Origin of the sequence: Burkholderia sp. E168m15 (genome assembly GCF_016586105.1) — a bacterium.
GTDB lineage: Bacteria > Pseudomonadota > Gammaproteobacteria > Burkholderiales > Burkholderiaceae > Burkholderia > Burkholderia orbicola.
In genome coordinates, this window is the sequence record NZ_BCPO01000081.1 from 35,806 (window position 1) to 54,865 (window position 19,060).

Sequence of the window (19,060 nt, forward strand, 5' to 3'; positions counted from 1 at the left end):
GCCCGCCCTCTTCCCGACGTCAGACCATGTTCAGTTTCTTCAAACGATTCAAGAAAACGCAGGAGCCCGATCCGGCGGAATCGCAATCGGCCGATGCGCAGCAAGCGGACGAAGCGTCCGACGCGGCCGAGGCGGCGCCCGTGCTCGACGCGCCGCCCGCGGCCGACGTGCCGCCGGCGAGCGCGCAACCGGCCGCGCCGGCCGTCGTGATGACGGTCACGCCGACCAACGACGGCCGCGACGAAGTCGTCGAGACGGTCGAGATCGTCCCGCCGCCGCTGCAGGACGCCTCGGCGAAGAAGTCGTGGCTCGCACGCCTGAAAACGGGGCTCGCGAAGACGGGTTCGAGCATCACTGGCGTGTTCGTCAATACGAAGATCGACGAGGTTCTGTACGAGGAGCTCGAAACCGCGCTGCTGATGTCCGACGCGGGCGTCGACGCGACCGAATACCTGCTCGACGCGCTGCGCGAGAAGGTGCGCGCGGGCCGGCTGACCGATCCGCAGCAGGTGAAGAATGCGCTGCACGACCTGCTCGTCGAGCTGCTGACGCCGCTCGAGAAATCGCTGATGCTCGGCCGCGCGCAGCCGCTCGTGATGATGATCACCGGCGTGAACGGCGCGGGCAAGACGACCAGCATCGGCAAGCTCGCGAAGCATCTGCAGAGCTTCGACCAGTCGGTGCTGCTGGCCGCCGGCGACACGTTCCGCGCGGCCGCGCGCGAACAGCTGGCGGTCTGGGGCGAGCGCAACAACGTGACGGTCGTGCAGCAGGAAAGCGGCGATCCAGCCGCAGTGATCTTCGACGCGGTCAGCGCCGCGCGCGCGCGCAAGATCGACGTGATGATGGCCGATACGGCCGGCCGCCTGCCGACGCAACTCCACCTGATGGAAGAGCTGAAGAAGGTGAAGCGCGTGATCGCGAAGGCGCACGACGGCGCGCCGCACGAAGTGCTGCTGGTGATCGACGCGAACACCGGCCAGAACGCGCTCACGCAGGTGAAGGCATTCGACGACGCGCTGGGCCTGACCGGCCTGATCGTGACGAAGCTCGACGGCACCGCGAAGGGCGGGATTCTCGCGGCGATCGCGCGGCAACGGCCGGTGCCCGTCTACTTCATCGGCGTCGGCGAGAAGGTCGAGGACCTGCAGCCGTTCAGCGCGGTGGAATTCGCGGACGCGCTGCTCGGCTGAACACCGCCGGCTCGCATCGCACGGGGCGCCTTCGGGCGCCCTTTTTCATGCGCGCCCGATCCTGCGCGCCACGGGCCGCGGCGCGCATTCCGCGCTCATTCAGCGTCCGGCTGCACGCCCGGCTCGGCGGCCTTGAACGCATCGATCGTCGCCGCATGGTCGACGATCCGCTGGATCGTCGGGAAACGCGTCGTGTCGATCGAGAAGCGGTTCGCATTGAACACCTGCGGCACGAGACATACGTCGGCGAGCGTCGGCGTGTCGCCGAAGCACAGCTTGCCGGTGCGCGGATCGTTCGCGAGACGCGTCTCGAGCGTGTCGAAGCCCGCCTCGATCCAGTGCCGGTACCACGCGTTCTTTGCTTCCTCCGGCACCTTCAGCGTGTGCTTCAGGTACTTCAGCACGCGCAGGTTGTTGAGCGGGTGGATTTCGCATGCGATCTGCAGCGCGACCGCCCGCACATACGCGCGATCGACCGGCTGCTTCGGCAGCAGCGCGGGCTCGGGATGGGTTTCGTCGAGATATTCGATGATCGCGAGCGACTGCTGCAGCGTCGCATCGCCATCGATCAGCGTGGGCACGACCGCATCCGGGTTCAGCGCGCGGTACGCGTCCTTCAGTTGCTCGCCGCCGTCGCGCAGCATGTGCACGGGCGCATAGTCGAACGGCAGTTGCTTGAGGTTCAAGGCGATCCGCACGCGGTACGACGCGGAACTGCGGAAATAGCTGTAGAGCTTCATGGGATGTCTCTCTTTGGTCGTATTCGGCCGGCGGCGGCATGGGCGCGCGGCGCAGCGGTGCGCGCGCCGCCGGGAAGCAGAGTGTAGCGCGGCGCGATGCACGGCCGCGCCCGTGCGATACTCGGGGCATTCCTTACCGCTCACCGCGCGGCCCGATGCCGGCCGCCCGCCCCACGTTCCGATGACCGCTTCCCACGATCCCGCCGCCGCTCCGTTCCCTTGCGCCCGCTTCATCAAGGAAATCGGCCGCGGCCCGAACGGCGCGCGCGCCCTGTCCGCCGAGGACACGTTCGCGCTCTATCGCGCGATGCTCGATGCGCGCGTGTCGGACGTCGAACTCGGCGCGATCCTGATCGCCTATCGGCTGAAGGGCGAATCCGCCGACGAGCTGGCCGCGATGCTCGCCGCCGCGCAGGCGTCGTTCGAGCCCGTGCACGTACAGGACGCCGCGTTCCGCCCGGTCTCGATCCCCAGCTACAACGGCGCGCGCAAGCAGCCGAACCTCGTGCCGCTGCTCGCGCTGCTGCTCGCGCGCGAAGGCGTGCCGGTGCTCGTGCACGGGGTGGAGCAAGACCCGGGCCGCGTGACGAGCGCCGAGATCTTCTCGGCGCTGTCGCTCGCGCCGTCGACGTCGCACGATGCGATCGAGGATACGCTCGCGGAACGCCGCGTCGCGTTCGCACCGATCGACGTGCTGGCGCCGCGCATCGCGCGCCTGCTGTCGATGCGCGGCGTGCTCGGCGTGCGCAACTCCACGCATACGCTCGTGAAGATCCTGCAGCCGTTCGCGCCGGCCGGGCTGCGGCTCGTCAACTACACGCATCCGCCGTACCGCGACAGCCTCGCGCAGTTGTTCCGCGATCATCCGGACGCCGCGCTCGGCGGCGCGCTGCTCGCGCGCGGCACCGAAGGCGAAGCGGTGGCCGACACGCGGCGCCAGGTGCAGGTCGACTGGCTGCACGACGGCGTGTGCGACACGCTGATCGATGCAGAGCGTTCGTCGACCGACGCGCCGCCCGTCGCGCTGCCCGAGTCGCGCGATGCGGCGACCACGGCCGCGTGGACGGACGCCGTGCTGCGCGGCGAGGTGCCGGTGCCCGACACCGTGGCGCGGCAGGTCGCGACGATCGTGCAGATCGCCCGCATCGCGCGCTGACGGCGCGACGACGACCTGCCCCTTTATCCCGACATTTGACACGCGGGCGCATCCTGGCATAGAGTGACCGTCATGCGTTCCTTTCCGAACCCCCTCCGAATTACCTCCGGCCGCCTAGCGCGGCCGCTATCGCTACGACTAGCCTAAGGCTGTCGTAGCGCCGTGTGCCGTCCGCACGGTCCTCCCAGCAGTTCCTCGCAGTACCCCTCTCGCAGTTTTTACAACCCGAAGTCGTCAGCATTCGTCCGTCCATCCGTCGGCCGATTCGCGAAGATCATCCGCATCCGCGGCGCCATCGCGCGCCGGGTGCGAGGCAGCGCCAACCGTCGCCCATGCCGCCCGTCTTCGCTCGCGACTTGAGACCCGAGGTCCAGAAGATGATGCGCAATCCGCAAGACAAATACCGTCCGTTCGAGCCCGTCCGCCTCAATGGCCGCCGCTGGCCGGCCCGCACCATCGAGCGTGCGCCCGTGTGGATGAGCACCGACCTGCGCGACGGCAACCAGTCACTGATCGAGCCGATGAGCATCGAGCAGAAGCTCGAGTTCTTCGAAATGCTGGTCGCCATCGGGTTCAAGGAGATCGAAGTCGGTTTTCCGTCGGCGTCGCAAACCGACTTCGATTTCGTGCGCAAGCTGATCGACGACAAGCGGATTCCCGACGACGTGACGATCGAGGTGCTCGTGCAGTCTCGCGAAGACCTGATCGCCCGTACGTTCGATGCGCTCGAAGGCGTGCCGCGCGCGATCGTGCACCTGTACAACGCGGTCTGCCCGTCGTTCCGCCGCATCGTGTTCGGGATGTCGAAGAGCGACGTGAAGGCGCTCGCGATCGACGGCACGCGCATCATCAAGGCACACGCGGCCGCGCGCCCCGATACCCGCTGGACCTTCCAGTACTCGCCGGAAACCTTCAGCATGACCGAGCTGACGTTCGCGCGCGAGATCTGCGACGCGGTCGCGCAGACGTGGCGCCCGACCCGCGACCACAAGATGATCGTCAACCTGCCGGCCACCGTCGAGGCCGCGACCCCGAACGTGTTCGCCGACCAGATCGAATGGATGGACCGCAACCTCGCGTATCGCGACAGCATCGTGCTGTCCGTGCATCCGCACAACGATCGCGGCACCGCGGTCGCGGCGGCCGAACTCGCGCTGCTCGCGGGCGCCGACCGCATCGAGGGCTGCCTGTTCGGCAACGGCGAGCGCACCGGCAACGTCGATCTCGTCACGCTCGCGTTGAACCTCTACACGCAAGGCATCGACCCGGGCCTCGATTTCTCCGACATCGACGCGGTGCGCCGCGTCGTGGAGCGCTGCAACCAGATTCCCGTGCATCCGCGCCACCCGTACGCGGGCGACCTCGTGTTCACCGCGTTCTCGGGCTCGCACCAGGACGCGATCCGCAAGGGCTTCGCGCAGCAGCGCCCCGATGCGATCTGGGAGGTGCCGTACCTGCCGATCGACCCGGCCGACCTCGGCCGCAGCTATGACGCGGTGATCCGCGTGAACAGCCAGTCTGGCAAGGGCGGCGCGACGTTCCTGCTCGAGCGCGGGATGGGCTTCACGCCGACGCGCCGCGTCCAGATCGAGTTCAGTCATGCGGTGCAGACGCTCGCCGACGCGTCGGGCGAGGAAGTGACGGGCGACGCGATCTGCGCGCTGTTCTCCCGCGAATTCTTCGAGACCGACGGCCCGGCCGCACGCCATGGCAGCGGCGCGCGCTGGCAAAACCGCGAGATCGCGGTGGCGCCCGCCGCCGACGCGACGCCCGACGACGCCGTGCGACGTTTCGCCGCGGCATTTGCGACGGCCGCCGGCGCCGCGATCGACGTCGCGTCGTGCGAACACACGCGCACCGCGGACGGCCGGATCGCGGTATCGGTCGGCTGCCGGGTCGGCGACGCGCCGCTGCGGCACGGGGTCGGCGTGCACGCCGATGCGGCGAGCGCGGCACTCGATGCGGTCGTCAGCGCGATCAACCGCTCGGCATGGCACTGCGCCGATCGACGCGCGGCGGCCTGAGCACCGGGCTTCGATGCAGGGTTGAAAGGTCAGCGAGCGGTGCGTGACCGCCCGTGCGCCGCGCGATCCGCGCCGCACGAGGCAGCAAAAAGCGGCTCAGAAGGCCGCTTCGGTCGGGACATGAAAAGGCGCGTCACCCGCGCTCACGTCTCGGTCGCGCACCGCGTCGCCTGCCACGCGAACAGGCACCAGCGGCCCTGGTCGTGCGTGTGGACGGACGTATAGGCAATCGGGAAGACGAGGCCGCCGTTGTTCGTTTCCATCTCGATCAACGCGCGGCCGGTGACGACGCAGGTCTCGTCGCCGACCGGCAGCACGTCCTGCGACTGGATTTCGATCTGGCGATAGCGGCGGCGGCCGGCGACGATGGCGTCGATGAACTGCTGCTTGGTTTCGCGCTTGCCGTTGGTATGGACGAAAAACACCTTGTCCGACAGCAGCGCGGCGAGCGCCTCCCCGTCGCCGTCCACCATCGCCCGGAACCGGTCGCGCTCGAGCGCGCGGATCGCATCGACCACCTTCGCCATCGCCTGACTCCTCGGCAACGCGCCCGCCTTGCACGGGCGTACGGATCAGAAGTTGTACTGCAGGTAGAACTGGTGGAAATTTATACCAGGATTCGGCTCTTTGATACCCGCGTTAGACACATGTTCGAAACGGTAGCCGACCTGATACTGTTGCCGTTGGCCGAACTGCACGCCCACGCCGCCCGTCGGCGCGAACTGGAACGCGGTCGACAGCGAGAAATTGTCCGAGATCGTCGGGTGCGTCAGAAGCCGGACGCCGCCGCCCGCCTCGATGAACGGGCGAATCTGCCCGCTGCTCTTGATGAAACGGAACATCGGCGTGACGCCGAACTCGCCGATGTTGCCGTGGACGTTGCCGCCCGTGTGCCAGTAGCCGGCGTGCCCTTCGACGACGAACGCGAAGTGCCAGCCGCCGATTTCCCACCAGTTCCAGCCCGGGTCCCATACGACGCCGATATCGGCCTTGTCGATCCCGCGACGATCCGAAAACCCGCCGCCCGCCTGGATCCCCCATCGATCCGCGAAAGCCGCACCGGATCCGCCCAGAAGAGACGCTGCCAGCATCGCATGCAGCACCAGCCGGCTGCCGGGCCGGCGATTCTTCTTATTGTTCATCTGACACTCCAACTTTGTGGGTTGAATGGAGCCTGCCGCAACGGCCGGGCCCGAGCGAACTGAATGGTATGGTAAAGGACTTTTCGGATCGGCATCACGAAGCGAAATTGTTTGCTTCCAAAACGACAAAAATCGAAATCGTCTACTGATTCCCATCAGAAACAACGGCTTACGGAACTTCACGGCGCCGCCCCTGTCGCAGAATAGACTATCGACTCAACCGATTCGATAGAAAAACCGGGAACTCCGATGCCCCCGCCCGCTCTAAGGAATTAGCACTCGTATTGCGGGAGTGCTAAGATGACCCACGGAATCTCATTCGAGACCGGGGTTTGTCCCTGATTCCAAAGGAGTTTTTTAGTGAGCCACGCCCTGACCCTCCCGAACACGCTGAGCCCGACGCCGGCCAAGGCCGAATCGGCAGGCTCGCTGGCGCTCGCAGCCCAATCGATGTTGCCCGGCCAGCTCGGCAACATCGACGCGTACATCCAGGCCGTCAATCGCATTCCGCTGCTGACCGCCGAAGAGGAACGCCGCTACGCAACCGAATTCCGCGAGGACAACAACCTCGACGCGGCGCGCCGCCTCGTGCTGTCGCACCTGCGTCTCGTCGTGTCGATCGCGCGCAACTATCTCGGCTACGGCCTGCCGCACGGCGACCTGATCCAGGAAGGCAACATCGGCCTGATGAAAGCCGTGAAGCGGTTCGACCCGGCGCAAAACGTGCGCCTGGTGTCGTATGCGATTCACTGGATCAAGGCCGAGATCCACGAGTACATCCTGCGCAACTGGCGCATGGTGAAGGTCGCGACCACGAAGGCGCAGCGCAAGCTGTTCTTCAACCTGCGCAGCCACAAGAAGAGCATGCAGGCGATGACGCCCGAGGAAATCGACGGCCTCGCGCAGGAGCTCAACGTCAAGCGCGAGGAAGTCACCGAGATGGAAACGCGCCTGTCGGGCGGCGACATCGCGCTCGAAGGCCAGGTGGAAGACGGCGAGGAGTCGTACGCGCCGATCGCCTACCTGGCCGACTCGCACAACGAGCCGACCGCCGTGCTGGCCGCACGTCAGCGCGACATGCTGCAGACGGACGGCATCGCGCAGGCGCTCGACGCGCTCGACGCGCGCAGCCGCCGCATCATCGAGGCGCGCTGGCTGCACGTCGACGACGACGGCTCGGGCGGCTCGACGCTGCACGATCTCGCCGCCGAGTTCGGTGTGTCGGCGGAACGCATCCGCCAGATCGAAGCGAGCGCGATGAAGAAGATGCGCACGGCCCTCGCCGAATACTCGTAAATCCCAGCGATTTAGAGCGCTTCATCGAAAACCGCTGCCTGCCCCGGCAGCGGTTTTTTTTCGTCCGTTTTTCCGCTGCTTTTCCCCCGCTTTTCAACGCGTTTCACGCTCCGTTTCTTCGCCGATTAATTGACCTGATTCATCGGGTATTACGCCATTTGCGGTGCCCTTCCGCATAACCTTGATCCACCTCAATTTTTACCCCGCGTTTCGCGACGGTCTGCCGCAGCGCAGCACTCGGCATCGGAAAGCAGTCCTTTTAAAATTGGCATGTCAGGCGCACAAGGATTAAAACAGCTTCACGGCCGTCATAAATCCGACGTAAAGTCGCCCCCAATCCGACGTAAATCGATTCAGGATAATCGCCTTGATCTCGATCAATAAAGAGCCTGCGCCGCCCTCGCGGCCGGCCGGCACGATCGGCTGGCGTGCGCGCATCGCCGCGTGGGCACGCGGACCGACCCTCGCCCGCGACATCACCCTGGTGCTGATCGTCAAGCTGATCCTCCTGATGTCGCTCAAATACGCATTCTTCAATCATCCGCAGGCCGAGCACATGTCGTTGCCGCCTGCCGCCGTCGCCGAGAAGCTGCTCTCGGTGCCGGCGCCCGCCTCTACCGAGGGAGACCACCATGATAAGTAGTGAAGTCGTCGATCTGTCACGCCTACAGTTCGGCATCACGGCGCTCTACCACTTCCTGTTCGTGCCGCTGACGCTCGGCCTGTCCTGGCTGCTCGTCATCATGGAAGCCGTCTACGTGATGACCGGCAAACAGGTCTACAAGGACATGACCCAGTTCTGGGGCAAGCTGTTCGGGATCAACTTCGCGATGGGCGTGACGACCGGCATCACGCTCGAATTCCAGTTCGGCACGAACTGGTCGTACTACTCGCACTACGTCGGCGACATCTTCGGCGTGCCGCTCGCGGTCGAAGGCCTGATGGCGTTCTTCCTCGAATCGACGTTCGTCGGCCTGTTCTTCTTCGGCTGGAACCGCCTGTCGAAGGTCAAGCACCTGATCGTCACGTTCCTCGTCGCGCTGGGCTCGAACCTGTCGGCGCTGTGGATCCTCGTCGCGAACGGCTGGATGAACAACCCGGTCGGCGCCGAGTTCAACTACCAGACGATGCGCATGGAGATGACGAGCCTGTTCGACGTGCTGTTCAACCCGGTCGCGCAGGTGAAGTTCGTGCACACGGTGTCGGCCGGCTACGTGTCGGCGGCGATGTTCGTGCTCGGCGTGTCGTCGTGGTACCTGCTGAAGAAGCGCGACGTCGATTTCGCGCTGCGCTCGTTCGCGGTCGCGGCCGGCTTCGGCCTCGCGGCGACGCTCTGCGTGATCGTGCTCGGCGACGAATCGGGCTATACGACCGGCGAAGTGCAGAAGATGAAGCTCGCCGCGATCGAATCCGAATGGGAAACCCAGCCGGCGCCCGCGTCGTTCACGCTGATCGGCATCCCGAACCAGGAGGAACAGCGCACCGACTACGCGATCAAGATCCCGTACGCGCTCGGCCTGATCGCGACGCGCTCGATCGACGAACCGGTGATCGGCCTGCGCGATCTCGCGAAGCACAGCGAGGAGCACATCCAGAGCGGGATGATCGCGTACGGCGCGCTGCAGAAGCTCAAGCAGGGCGACACGAGCGACGCGACCCGCGCGCTGTTCGACCAGCACAAGCAGTATCTCGGCTACGGGCTGATGCTCAAGCAGTTCACGCCGAACGTGACCGACGCGACGCCCGAGCAGATCAAGGCCGCCGCGAAGAAGACGATCCCGCCCGTCGCGCCGGTGTTCTTCTCGTTCCGGATCATGGTGTTCCTCGGCTTCCTGTTCGTCGCGACGTTCGTTGCCGCGTTCTGGTTCTGCGCTCGGCGGCAACTGCTGCAGGACAACCGCCGCTGGTTCCTGCGCTACGCGGTGTGGGCGATCCCGCTGCCGTGGATCGCGATCGAATTCGGCTGGATCGTCGCCGAGCTCGGCCGCCAGCCGTGGACAATCGCCGGCGTGCTGCCGACGCACCTGTCCGCGTCGAGCCTGCAGCCGAGCGACCTGTACCTGAGCCTCGCCGGCTTCATCCTGTTCTACACCGCGCTGTTCGTCATCGAGATCAAGCTGATGTTCAAGTACGCACGCCTCGGCCCGTCGTCGCTGCATACCGGCCGCTATCACCACGAGCTCGCCGCTGCCGGCGAGCGGGCCGCGGTCTGAGCACGCCCTCGCAACCGAACAAGGAATCGCTATGGACTATGCAACTCTCAAGCTGATCTGGTGGCTGCTCGTCGGCGTGCTGCTGATCGGCTTCGCCGTCACCGACGGCTTCGACATGGGCGCGACCGCGCTGCTGCCGTTCCTCGGCAAGACCGACGAGGAGCGCCGCATCATCGTCAACACGGTCGGCGCGACCTGGGAAGGCAACCAGGTGTGGCTGATCACGGCCGGCGGCGCGATGTTCGCGGCCTGGCCGCTCGTCTATGCGGCGTCGTTCTCCGGCTTCTACTTCGCGATGCTGCTCGTGCTGTTCGCGCTGTTCTTCCGGCCGGTGGGCTTCGACTACCGCAGCAAGCGGCCGGACCCGCGCTGGCGCGCGGGCTGGGACTGGGGCCTGTTCGCCGGCGGCTTCGTGCCGGCGCTGGTGTTCGGCGTCGCGTTCGGCAACCTGCTGCAGGGCGTGCCGTTCAAGTTCGACAGCGACCTGCGCGTGACCTACTACGGCGGCTTCTGGGCGCTCTTGAACCCGTTCGCGCTGCTGTGCGGGCTCGTCAGCCTCACGATGCTCGTCGCGCACGGCGCCGCGTTCATCAAGATGAAGACCGACGGCGTGATCGCGCGCCGTGCGTCGATCGCGCTGCGCGTCGCGTCGTTCCTCGCGGTCGTGCTGTTCGTGCTGGCCGGTGTGCTGGTAGCCTCCTATATCGGCGGCTTCCACATCACCCATGCGGCGCCGACCGACACCGTCGCGAACCCGCTGCTCAAGGACGTCGCCGCCGGTTCGGGCCTGTGGCTCGCGAACTACGGCGACTATCCGTGGATGATCGCGGCGCCCGTCGTCGGGATCGCGGGCGGCGTGCTGGCGCTGCTGCTCGCCGGCTCGAAGCAGGAGAAGACGGCGTTCTTCTGCACGGGCCTGATGATCACCGGCGTGATCCTGACCGCGGGCTTCTCGATGTTCCCGTTCATCATGCCGTCGTCGCTGGACCCGCGCAGCAGCCTGACCGTGTGGGATTCGACGTCGAGCCACATGACGCTGCAGGTGATGCTGTTCGCGGTGATCGTGTTCCTGCCGATCGTGCTGCTCTACACGAGCTGGGTGTATCGCGTGATGCGCGGCAAGGTCACGCACCAGACGCTCGAAGAGAACACGCACTCGATGTATTGACGCATTGAACCGGGCCGGGGTGCGCGGGCGCCCTCGCCCACCGTTTCGCAAGGAGTCGGATCATGTGGTATTTCAGCTGGATTCTCGGTATCGGCGTCGCGCTGTCGTTCGGCATCGTCAACGCGATGTGGCTCGAAGCGCGGCAGAAGACGCAGGAAGCGCCCGTGCGTGCGCGGCGCGACTGACGCACCGGCGCCGCCCGGAAGGGAAAAGAACCTCGCTTCGTGCGAGGTTTTTTTTCGTCCTGTCCGCGCTGGCAGGCGTCGCCCGGCGATGCCAATTTAGCGCCAGATTGATACCACTTGAATACCAATAAAAGGTTTCATAAGATCGTTGGACACGGCCGCTGACAGGCCGAATCCTTCTGGGTGGGGGAGACATGCGAATCCCGTGTGTGGCGTGCGCCTGCGCGTCATCTCGACGTCCGTGCGCCACGGCGCGCGCCGTCGTCGCGCTCGTGCGCGGCCAACCGAGCGCCGCCGGCCGTGGCCGCCTCGTCGCCGCGGCGAACGCCATGGGCCGCCGATGAATCCGCGCACGCCGCCGCGCCGATCCGATCGGCACGCATGCCCGCCGCCCGTTCCGTAACGCACGCTCCCGCGTGCCGAATGCACGTGGTGCAGCCGCATCGCCTCGCGTGCCGGTATCTCCCGCAGGCTCCACTGAAAGACCCGATCGCAGCGACGTCGCGTCACGGCGTCGCTACGCCCCCTTTTTCTCAGGAGTTCGAATGAAGCGTACCTTGCCATCCCTCATTGCCGGCCTGTTGATCGCGGTGTTGCCGCCTGCCGCGATCGCCGCGGTACCGGCGTCGGGCGCCGCCAACGCGAACGCCGGCGCCGCGCCGGCGGCCACCGCACAAGCAGCCAGCCTCGCGACGCAGCTGTCGAACGGCCTCGCGTTGCGCGTCGCCGTCGACAACAACCACGCGGCCGCGGCCGGCGTGCCGTGCGCCGATCTCGGCGCCGACGGCGCGGCCTGCGCGACCGGCCGCCTGATCCTGCAGAACCGCGGCCACCAGGCGATCGCCGACGGCGGCTGGAAGCTCTATCTGCACAGCATCCGCCGCCTGCTGCGGATCGACCGGCCCGGCTTCGCGCTGCGGCGGCTCACCGGCGACCTGTATGAACTGACGCCGCAGCCGGGCTCGGTGCGGCTCGCGCCCGGCGAGCGCATCGAGCTGCCGTTCGTCGCCGAATACTGGCTGCTGCGCTACAGCGACGTGATTCCGCGTCCGTACGTCGTCGTCGACGGCGCACCGCCGGCCGTGCTGCGCTACAACGACACCGACAACGAGCTGCGCTACGTCGAATCGCTGCCGGCCGACGCGCAGAACAACTCGACCGGCAACGCGCCGCCGGTGGCCGCACGACCCGATCCGGGCCGCGCGCTGCCCAGCGTGAAGCGCGAACTGCCGCTGCCCGGCACGCTCGAGCTGCGCGGCGTCGAACTCGCGCTGCAGGATCTGCCGGACGCGCAGGTCGCGGCGCTGCACGAGCGCGCGACGACCCTCGGGCTCGACGGCGCTCGCGTGCCGGTGCGCGGCTTCGTCGCGCCGCGCCGGCTGCCGGCCGACATCGCGACACCGGGCGGCTATCGGCTCGCGATCGGGCCGCGCGGCGTGCTGATCGAAGGCTACGATCGCGCGGGCCTCTACTACGGCGTACAGACGCTCTACTCGCTCGCGCCGGCCGGCGGCGGCCCGATCCCGGCGATGCTCGTCGAGGATGCACCGCGCTTCACGCATCGCGGCATGCACGTCGACCTCGCGCGCAACTTCAAGCAGCCGGCGACGCTGCGCCGCCTGATCGACCAGATGAGCGCGTACAAGCTCAACCGCCTGCACCTGCATCTGTCCGACGACGAAGGCTGGCGCATCGAGATTCCCGGCCTGCCCGAGCTGACCGAGATCGGCTCGCGCCGCTGCCACGACCCGAGCGAGACGCGCTGCCTGCTGCCGCAGCTCGGCTCCGGCCCCGACAATCGCTCGGGCGGCGGCTACCTGACGCGCGACGACTACGTGGCGCTCGTGCGCTATGCGGCCGCGCGCTTCGTGCAGATCATCCCCGAGATCGACATGCCCGCGCATGCGCGCGCGGCCGTCGTGACGATGGAGGCGCGCTACCGGCGGCTGCATGCGGCGGGCCGCGAGCAGGAAGCGAACGCGTACCGGCTGCTCGACCCGCCGGACACGACGAACCTGACGACGGTGCAGTTCTACGATCGGCGCAGCGACCTGAACCCGTGCGTGCCGGGCGCGCTCAACTTCGCGTCGAAGGTGATCCGCGAGATCGCGGCGATGCACGCGGACGCGCAGGCGCCGCTGCAGACCTGGCACTACGGCGGCGACGAAGCGAAGAACATCTTCCTCGGCGGCGGCTTCCAGGCGCTCAACGGCACCGATCCGAACAAGGGGCGCATCGATCTCGCCGCGCAGGACAAGCCGTGGGCACGGTCGCCGGCTTGCACGGCGCTGCTCCAGCGCGGCGAGATCAAGTCGATCGACGAGCTGCCGACGCGTTTCGCGAAACAGGTGAGTGCGGCGGTCAACGCGAACGGGATCGGCACGATGGCCGCGTGGCAGGACGGCATCAAGCATGCGAACGGGCCGCAGGATTTCAGCACGCGCCACGTGATGGTGTCGCTGTGGGACACGATCTTCTGGGGTGCGTCGGACAGCGCGCGCGACCTGAGCGGCAAGGGCTACCAGACGGTGCTCGCGCTGCCCGACTACCTGTACTTCGACTTCCCGTACACGCTCAATCCGCGCGAGCGCGGCTACTACTGGGGCTCGCACGCGACCGACGAGTACAAGGTGTTCTCGCTCGCGCCGGAGAACCTGCCGCAGAACGCAGAAGTGATGGGCGACCGCGACGGCAACCCGTTCGAGGTGACGGGCACGGGCCCCGCGCCGCGCATCGAAGGCATGCAGGGCCAGGCGTGGGGCGAGGTGATGCGCAACGACACCTTCCTCGAATACATGACCTATCCGCGGCTGCTCGCGCTGGCCGAGCGCGCGTGGCACCGGGCCGACTGGGAGCTGCCGTATGCGGCCGGCGTGCGCTTCAAGCGCGGCGACACGCATCATGTCGACATCGCCGCGCTGCAGCGCGACTGGGCCGGCTTCGCGACGCTGCTCACGCAACGCGAATTGCCGAAGCTGGAGCGCGCCGGGGTCGGCTACCGGAAGCCGACCTTCACGCTGACGAATCCGTGAACGGGTGAACGGCCAGGCAGTTGAGCGGCAGGCGATGCGGACCCACGCATCGCTTATCGCACACTTATCGCACACGGCCTTCGCCAAAGCAAAAACGGCTTGCGACGCACACGTCGCAAGCCGTTTTCCTTTGACCTCTGTTGACCGCCGGCCCGTATCCGCCGCGCGGATCGATCAGGCCGGCCTCACCGCATCACGCCGGTTGTGCCGCCGCCCCGCCGCCCGACGGCGGCAGGCGCGCGCCGAGCTGTTCGGCATAGCGTGCCGCCGCGTTGCCGCAGACGATGTGGAACGTATCGAGCGACACCCATGCGACGTCGAGCGCGCCGAGACGCTCGCGATCGACCGCCGACGGGTCGCGCACGACCACGCGCAGGCGCGTGGTGGCCACCGCATCGAGCGACGCGACGTTGGTCGCCCCGCCGAACACCGCGAGCCAGCGGGTCGGTTCCGGATCGAGCGGGCCGGCGGCCGCGCCCGTGACGGGCTGCGCGGCAGCAGCCGGCGCGGCCGATGCGGCACCGGTCGCACCGCCACCAATCGCGGCGCGCATCTCGTCGGCAATGATGTCGGCCTCGGGCCCGATGATCACCTGCACGCTGTTGCCGCCGCGCTTGAGCACGCCGCGCGCGCCGATCGACTTCAGTGCCGGCTCCGATACCTGCTCCGGATCGACGACGGTCAGGCGCAGGCGCGTCGTGCACGCGTCGACGACCGACAGGTTGCCGGCCCCGCCGAGTGCGGCGATGTAGCGTTGCGCACGAGGTGCGGCAGCCGTCGCAGCCGCGCCCGCGGCCGGTGCGACGAAGCCGCCCGGTGCGTACGACTCCGTGGCCGCATCGGCCGAGGCCGGCTCACGGCCCGGCGTGGCCATGTTGAACTTGCGGATGAAGAAGCGGAACAGCCCGTAGTACGCGACGCCGTACGCGATGCCGAGCGGGATCGCGATCCAGCCCTTCGTCGACAGCCCGTAGTTCAGCACGTAGTCGATCGCGCCGGCCGAGAACGTGAAGCCGAGCTTCACGCCGAGGATCTGGCAGATCGCGAGCGACAGCCCGGTGAGCACCGCGTGGATCACGTACAGCACCGGCGCGAGAAACATGAAGCTGAATTCGATCGGCTCGGTCACGCCGGTCAGGAACGACGTCAGCGCCATCGACAGCAGCAGGCCGCCGACCATCGCGCGGCGCTCCTTCGGTGCTTCGTGCAGCATCGCGAGACACGCGGCCGGCAGGCCGAACATCATGATCGGGAAAAAGCCCGCCATGAAGGTGCCCGCGGTCGGGTCGCCCGCGAAGAAGCGGTGCAGGTCGCCGTGCACGATCTCGCCGCCGGCGGGCGGCGTGAAGTTGCCGAACACGAACCACGCGAGCGAGTTGAGGATGTGGTGCAGGCCGGTGACGAGCAGCAGGCGGTTCAGGAAGCCGAACACGAACGCACCGATCGCGCCCGCCGTCGTCAGCCACTGGCCGGCCGCGTCGATCGCATGCTGGATCGGCTGCCACACGTACCCGAACGCGATGCCCAATATCACGCAGACCAGCCCGGTGATGATCGGCACGAAGCGCTTGCCGCCGAAGAACGCGAGGTAGTCCGGCAGCTTGATGTCCTTGTAGCGGTTGTACAGCAGGCCCGCGACGACCCCCGCGATGATCCCGGACAGCACGCCCATGTTCAGCTTGGGATCGATGTCCTTCATGATCGCGGTTTCGATCAGGTAACCGATCGCGCCCGCGAGCGCCGCCACGCCGTTGTTGTCCTTCGCGAAGCCGACCGCCACGCCAATCGCGAACAGGAGCGGCAGGTTGTCGAAGATCGCGCCGCCGGCGTCGGCGATCATCTTGATGTTGAACACGTCCGGCTGGCCGAGTCGCAGCAGGATGCCGGCGACCGGCAATACTGCGATCGGCAGCATCAGTGCCCGGCCCAGGCCCTGTATTTTCAGAAACGGATTCCCGTTCATTCAGTCCTCCAATCCATGTCTCGTCATTAATCGTCGTTAATCGTCGTTGACCTACTTGCCTTCTTCGTCGTGAAACGGGCCGCGAACCTGCCGTCGACGCTCAGTCGAGCGGCCAGACCTCGCGGCTTGCTGCCCTTACTGCCTGTGCCGAATCGAGCGCGAGCAGATCCTGCGCGCGCTGACGGCACAACGGGTAATCGAGACGGCGCACACGCGCCTTGATGCCCGGCACCGACACCGGGTCGACCGACAGTTCGGTCACGCCGAGGCCCACCAGGATCGGCACCGCGAGCGGATCGCCGCCGAGCGCGCCGCAGACGCCCACCCACTTGCCGTGTTTCGCGGCGCCGCGCACCGCGATGTCGATCAGGCGCAGCACGGCCGGATGCAGGCCGTCGGACTGCGCGGCGAGATCGGCCTGGCAGCGGTCCATCGCGAGCGTGTATTGCGTGAGGTCGTTGGTGCCGATCGACAGGAAATCCGCGTGCTGCGCGAGCTGATCGGCCAGCAGCGCGGCCGACGGCACCTCGATCATCACGCCGACCTCGATCGGCTCGGTGCGGCCCTGCGCATGCGCGAATTCGTCGATGCGCTTTTTCAACCGCACGAGCTCGCCCGCGTCGGTCACCATCGGCAGCAGGATGCGCACCGCGCCGAACGGCTTCACCGCAAGGAGGCCCTGCAGTTGATCGTCGAGCAGATCGGGGCGCACCTGCGCGAGACGGATGCCGCGCAGGCCGAGCGCCGGGTTCGGTTCGGGCGGCAGCGTCAGGTAGTCGACTTCCTTGTCCGCGCCGACGTCGAGCGTGCGGATGATCGCCGTGCGGCCCTGCAGCGCGTCGACGATCGACTGGTAGCTCTGCTGGTGCTCGACCGCCGTCGGCGCGGCCTGGCGATGGATGAACATCAGTTCGGTGCGCAGCAGGCCGACCGCGTCCGCGCCGTTGTCGACCGCGGTGTTCGCATCGTCGAGCGTCGCGATGTTCGCGGCGACCTCGATCGCGCGGCCGTCGATGGTCGCGGCCGCCTCGCCGGCCTGTTGCCGGTTCGCCTCGCGCACGCCGTCCAGGCGCTGGCGCTCGTGCCGCGCGCGCTCGACGTCGAGCGCGGTCGGCGCGTGTTCGAGCCGGCCCGCGCTCGCATCGACGACCACCTGCGTGCCGTCCGGAATCGCGTACAGCGCATCGCCGACCGCCACCAGCGCCGGGATGCCCAGCTGCCGCGCGATGATCGCCGCGTGCGACGTCGCGCCGCCGCGCGCCATCACGAGCGCGCTCACGCGTTCGCGATCGAGCGACGACAGGTCGGACGGCGTGAATTCCTCGGCCGCGAGCACGGCTTCGTCGGGCAGCACACGCGCGGCGCCGCTCGTGTGGCCGAGCGCGCGCAGCACGCGCTTCTCGATGTCGCGCAGATCGGCCGCGCGTTCGGCGAGCAGCGCGTCGTCGAGTTTCGACAGCGTGTCGATCTGCGTGCGGATCGTCGCGCGCCACGCGAAGCCCGCGCCCTTGCCGAGGCTGATCAGGTCGCGCGCCGCGTCGACCAGCGTCGGGTCTTCCAGCAGCACGCGATGCACCGCGAAGATGCCCGCTTCGCCGACCGCGCCGCGCGCCGACGCGCTGCGAACCGTTTCGGTAAGTTCGGCGTCGACCGTCTTCAGCGCTTGATCGAGCCGGCGGCTTTCCGTGGCCGGTGTGCCGGTCGCCTGCTCGGGCGGCACGATGTCCGCATCGTCGAGACGCACCAGCGTGCCGACCGCGATGCCGGGCGCCGCGCACACGCCGGCGAGCGTGTTCGGATCAATCGGCGCGCCGGCGTGGCGTGCGACCGCCTGCGGCGCGGGCGATTTCAGCCGCGCCGGCTTTTCTTCCACTTCGCCGTGCGCTTCGCGCAGCAACTCGCGCTCGACCGCATCGACGGCCTGTTGCGCGTGCGCGCCGCGGCCGACCAGCTCGACCGTCGCGCCTTCGCCGGCGCCGAGGCCGAGCAGGCCGACGACGCTCGCGATCGACGCCTTGCGGCCGTCGAACAGCACGTCGACGGTCGCGTCGAAGCCGCGCGCGGCTTCACGTGCCCGCGCGGCCGGCCGCGCATGCAGGCCGCCCGGCTGCGCGAGCACGATCTCGCGACGCACTTCGTTGTGCGCGGCCGCACCGGCCTGCGCTGCCTGCGCGGCGGCTTCGCCCTTGCCGCGCAGCGCGAGCAACGGCGTCTCGCCGGCCGTCGCGAAACCGCTCGCGCGCTCGACCACCTCGAACGCGTCGGAATTCGCGATCGCGATCACCGACACGAGCGAATGCGCGTTTCGCGCCACCGCGTCCTGGTCGAACTCGATCAACAGCGCGCCCGCTTCGACGCGCGCGCCGGCTTCGACGTGCGCGATGAAGCCCTGCCCGTTCAGCTCGACGGTGTCGATGCCGATGTGCAGCAGCACTTCCGCGCCTTGCGGCGTCGTGATCGTCACCGCGTGGCCGGTGCGCGCGAGATGCGACACGACGCCCGCGCACGGCGCGACAAGCCGGCCCGCGAGCGGGTCGACGCCGATGCCGTCGCCGAACATCCCGCCGGAGAACACCGGATCGGGCACGTCGGCCAGTGCGACGATCGGCCCCGTCAACGGGCTAAGCAGAACGATCTGATCGTGGTTGGGGCTCTTCAACTGGGATTCCTCGGCGCGTCTCATCGGCTTTCTCGGCTATCAGTGCGTTTCGGTGACTTTGTTCAGGTGGCGCGGCGTGTCGGGATTGCGGCCGCGTGCGACGGCGAGATCCGCCGCCATCACGTAGAACGAAAGAATGGCGGCGATCGGGTCGAGCGCCGAATGGGCGGACTGCGCGAGCGGCAGCACGGTGCCCGATACGCCGGGCGTCGATACGCCGGGCGTGCCGGCGGGCGCCGCGAGCAGCACGGCGGCGCCGCGTGCGCGCATGTCGGCGGCGAGCTGCAGC

14 protein-coding genes and 1 pseudogene are annotated in these 19,060 nt (G+C 67.8%); 9 read left to right on the plus strand and 6 right to left on the minus strand.

From position 1 onward, the window contains the following. Nucleotides 1-26: 26 nt before the first annotated feature. A complete protein-coding gene (gene ftsY / locus JMF86_RS13980) occupies nt 27-1,193 on the plus strand; it encodes a signal recognition particle-docking protein FtsY (protein WP_054928056.1) in 1,167 nt (388 codons plus the stop codon). Between the two features lie 95 nt (nt 1,194-1,288). Here ftsY and maiA read toward each other — a convergent pair whose 3' ends face one another. Further along, on the minus strand, nt 1,289-1,933 hold the full coding sequence (maiA, locus tag JMF86_RS13985) for a maleylacetoacetate isomerase (RefSeq protein WP_054928057.1): 645 nt from the start codon (nt 1,931-1,933) through the stop codon (nt 1,289-1,291). A gap of 181 nt (nt 1,934-2,114) precedes the next feature. Between maiA and ybiB the strand changes: the two genes are divergently transcribed. Together ybiB and leuA are read left to right on the plus strand one after the other, a co-directional pair. Continuing rightward, nucleotides 2,115-3,089 (plus strand): DNA-binding protein YbiB, encoded by a 975-nt coding sequence (gene ybiB / locus JMF86_RS13990; RefSeq protein WP_011546254.1) that lies wholly within the window; start codon nt 2,115-2,117, stop codon nt 3,087-3,089. A 377-nt stretch (nt 3,090-3,466) separates the two neighbouring features. Beyond that, nucleotides 3,467-5,113, plus strand: a complete 1,647-nt coding sequence (gene leuA, locus JMF86_RS13995) for a 2-isopropylmalate synthase (protein ID WP_125380968.1) — start codon at nt 3,467-3,469, stop codon at nt 5,111-5,113. 143 nt (nt 5,114-5,256) lie between these two features. Here leuA and JMF86_RS14000 read toward each other — a convergent pair whose 3' ends face one another. Further along, nucleotides 5,257-5,640, minus strand: a complete 384-nt coding sequence (locus tag JMF86_RS14000) for a nuclear transport factor 2 family protein (RefSeq protein ID WP_006477767.1) — start codon at nt 5,638-5,640, stop codon at nt 5,257-5,259. Nucleotides 5,641-5,685: 45 nt separating this feature from the next. Next, nucleotides 5,686-6,255 (minus strand): lipid A 3-O-deacylase PagL, encoded by a 570-nt coding sequence (gene pagL / locus JMF86_RS14005; RefSeq protein WP_011546256.1) that lies wholly within the window; start codon nt 6,253-6,255, stop codon nt 5,686-5,688. Between the two features lie 360 nt (nt 6,256-6,615). Between pagL and rpoH the strand changes: the two genes are divergently transcribed. From rpoH to JMF86_RS14035, 6 genes are all read left to right on the plus strand, one after another. Then, nucleotides 6,616-7,551 (plus strand): RNA polymerase sigma factor RpoH, encoded by a 936-nt coding sequence (gene rpoH / locus JMF86_RS14010; RefSeq protein ID WP_125380967.1) that lies wholly within the window; start codon nt 6,616-6,618, stop codon nt 7,549-7,551. A 361-nt stretch (nt 7,552-7,912) separates the two neighbouring features. Then, the gene (gene cydP / locus JMF86_RS14015; RefSeq protein WP_027806881.1) at nt 7,913-8,194 is read left to right on the plus strand and encodes a cytochrome oxidase putative small subunit CydP; all 282 of its coding nucleotides are present in this window, start codon (nt 7,913-7,915) and stop codon (nt 8,192-8,194) included. Further along, nucleotides 8,184-9,764 carry a cytochrome ubiquinol oxidase subunit I gene (locus JMF86_RS14020; protein WP_006477763.1) on the plus strand — a complete coding sequence of 527 codons (1,581 nt, stop codon included), beginning with the start codon at nt 8,184-8,186 and terminating at the stop codon, nt 9,762-9,764. The genes cydP and JMF86_RS14020 overlap by 11 nt, the downstream gene beginning before the upstream one ends. 31 nt (nt 9,765-9,795) lie before the next feature. Further along, complete coding sequence (gene cydB / locus JMF86_RS14025) at nt 9,796-10,932, plus strand: cytochrome d ubiquinol oxidase subunit II (protein ID WP_006477762.1); 1,137 nt, start codon at nt 9,796-9,798, stop codon at nt 10,930-10,932. Nucleotides 10,933-10,994: 62 nt separating this feature from the next. Further along, nucleotides 10,995-11,117 carry a cytochrome bd-I oxidase subunit CydX gene (gene cydX, locus JMF86_RS14030; protein WP_006477761.1) on the plus strand — a complete coding sequence of 41 codons (123 nt, stop codon included), beginning with the start codon at nt 10,995-10,997 and terminating at the stop codon, nt 11,115-11,117. A gap of 545 nt (nt 11,118-11,662) precedes the next feature. After that, nucleotides 11,663-14,149: a family 20 glycosylhydrolase gene (locus JMF86_RS14035; RefSeq protein WP_201317010.1), complete on the plus strand. Its 2,487-nt coding sequence runs from the start codon at nt 11,663-11,665 to the stop codon at nt 14,147-14,149. Between the two features lie 193 nt (nt 14,150-14,342). Here JMF86_RS14035 and nagE read toward each other — a convergent pair whose 3' ends face one another. The 3 genes and pseudogenes from nagE to JMF86_RS14050 form a co-directional block, all read right to left on the minus strand. Beyond that, nucleotides 14,343-16,112 (minus strand): N-acetylglucosamine-specific PTS transporter subunit IIBC, encoded by a 1,770-nt coding sequence (nagE, locus tag JMF86_RS14040; protein WP_054928060.1) that lies wholly within the window; start codon nt 16,110-16,112, stop codon nt 14,343-14,345. 100 nt (nt 16,113-16,212) lie between these two features. Further along, nucleotides 16,213-18,795 (minus strand): phosphoenolpyruvate--protein phosphotransferase, encoded by a 2,583-nt coding sequence (ptsP, locus tag JMF86_RS14045; RefSeq protein ID WP_011546260.1) that lies wholly within the window; start codon nt 18,793-18,795, stop codon nt 16,213-16,215. A 15-nt stretch (nt 18,796-18,810) separates the two neighbouring features. After that, nucleotides 18,811-19,060: pseudogene (locus JMF86_RS14050) on the minus strand (iron dicitrate transport regulator FecR); the annotation flags it as partial.

Excerpts from the sequence above, each read along its gene's own strand:
- ftsY (WP_054928056.1), top strand. The coding sequence starts at position 27 with ATGTTCAGTTTCTTCAAACGATTCAAGAAAACGCAGGAGCCCGATCCG.
- maiA (WP_054928057.1), bottom strand. The coding sequence starts at position 1,933 with ATGAAGCTCTACAGCTATTTCCGCAGTTCCGCGTCGTACCGCGTGCGG.
- ybiB (WP_011546254.1), top strand. The coding sequence starts at position 2,115 with ATGACCGCTTCCCACGATCCCGCCGCCGCTCCGTTCCCTTGCGCCCGC.
- leuA (WP_125380968.1), top strand. The coding sequence starts at position 3,467 with ATGATGCGCAATCCGCAAGACAAATACCGTCCGTTCGAGCCCGTCCGC.
- JMF86_RS14000 (WP_006477767.1), bottom strand. The coding sequence starts at position 5,640 with ATGGCGAAGGTGGTCGATGCGATCCGCGCGCTCGAGCGCGACCGGTTC.
- pagL (WP_011546256.1), bottom strand. The coding sequence starts at position 6,255 with ATGAACAATAAGAAGAATCGCCGGCCCGGCAGCCGGCTGGTGCTGCAT.
- JMF86_RS14020 (WP_006477763.1), top strand. The coding sequence starts at position 8,184 with ATGATAAGTAGTGAAGTCGTCGATCTGTCACGCCTACAGTTCGGCATC.
- cydB (WP_006477762.1), top strand. The coding sequence starts at position 9,796 with ATGGACTATGCAACTCTCAAGCTGATCTGGTGGCTGCTCGTCGGCGTG.
- cydX (WP_006477761.1), top strand. The coding sequence starts at position 10,995 with ATGTGGTATTTCAGCTGGATTCTCGGTATCGGCGTCGCGCTGTCGTTC.
- JMF86_RS14035 (WP_201317010.1), top strand. The coding sequence starts at position 11,663 with ATGAAGCGTACCTTGCCATCCCTCATTGCCGGCCTGTTGATCGCGGTG.
- nagE (WP_054928060.1), bottom strand. The coding sequence starts at position 16,112 with ATGAACGGGAATCCGTTTCTGAAAATACAGGGCCTGGGCCGGGCACTG.
- ptsP (WP_011546260.1), bottom strand. The coding sequence starts at position 18,795 with ATGAGACGCGCCGAGGAATCCCAGTTGAAGAGCCCCAACCACGATCAG.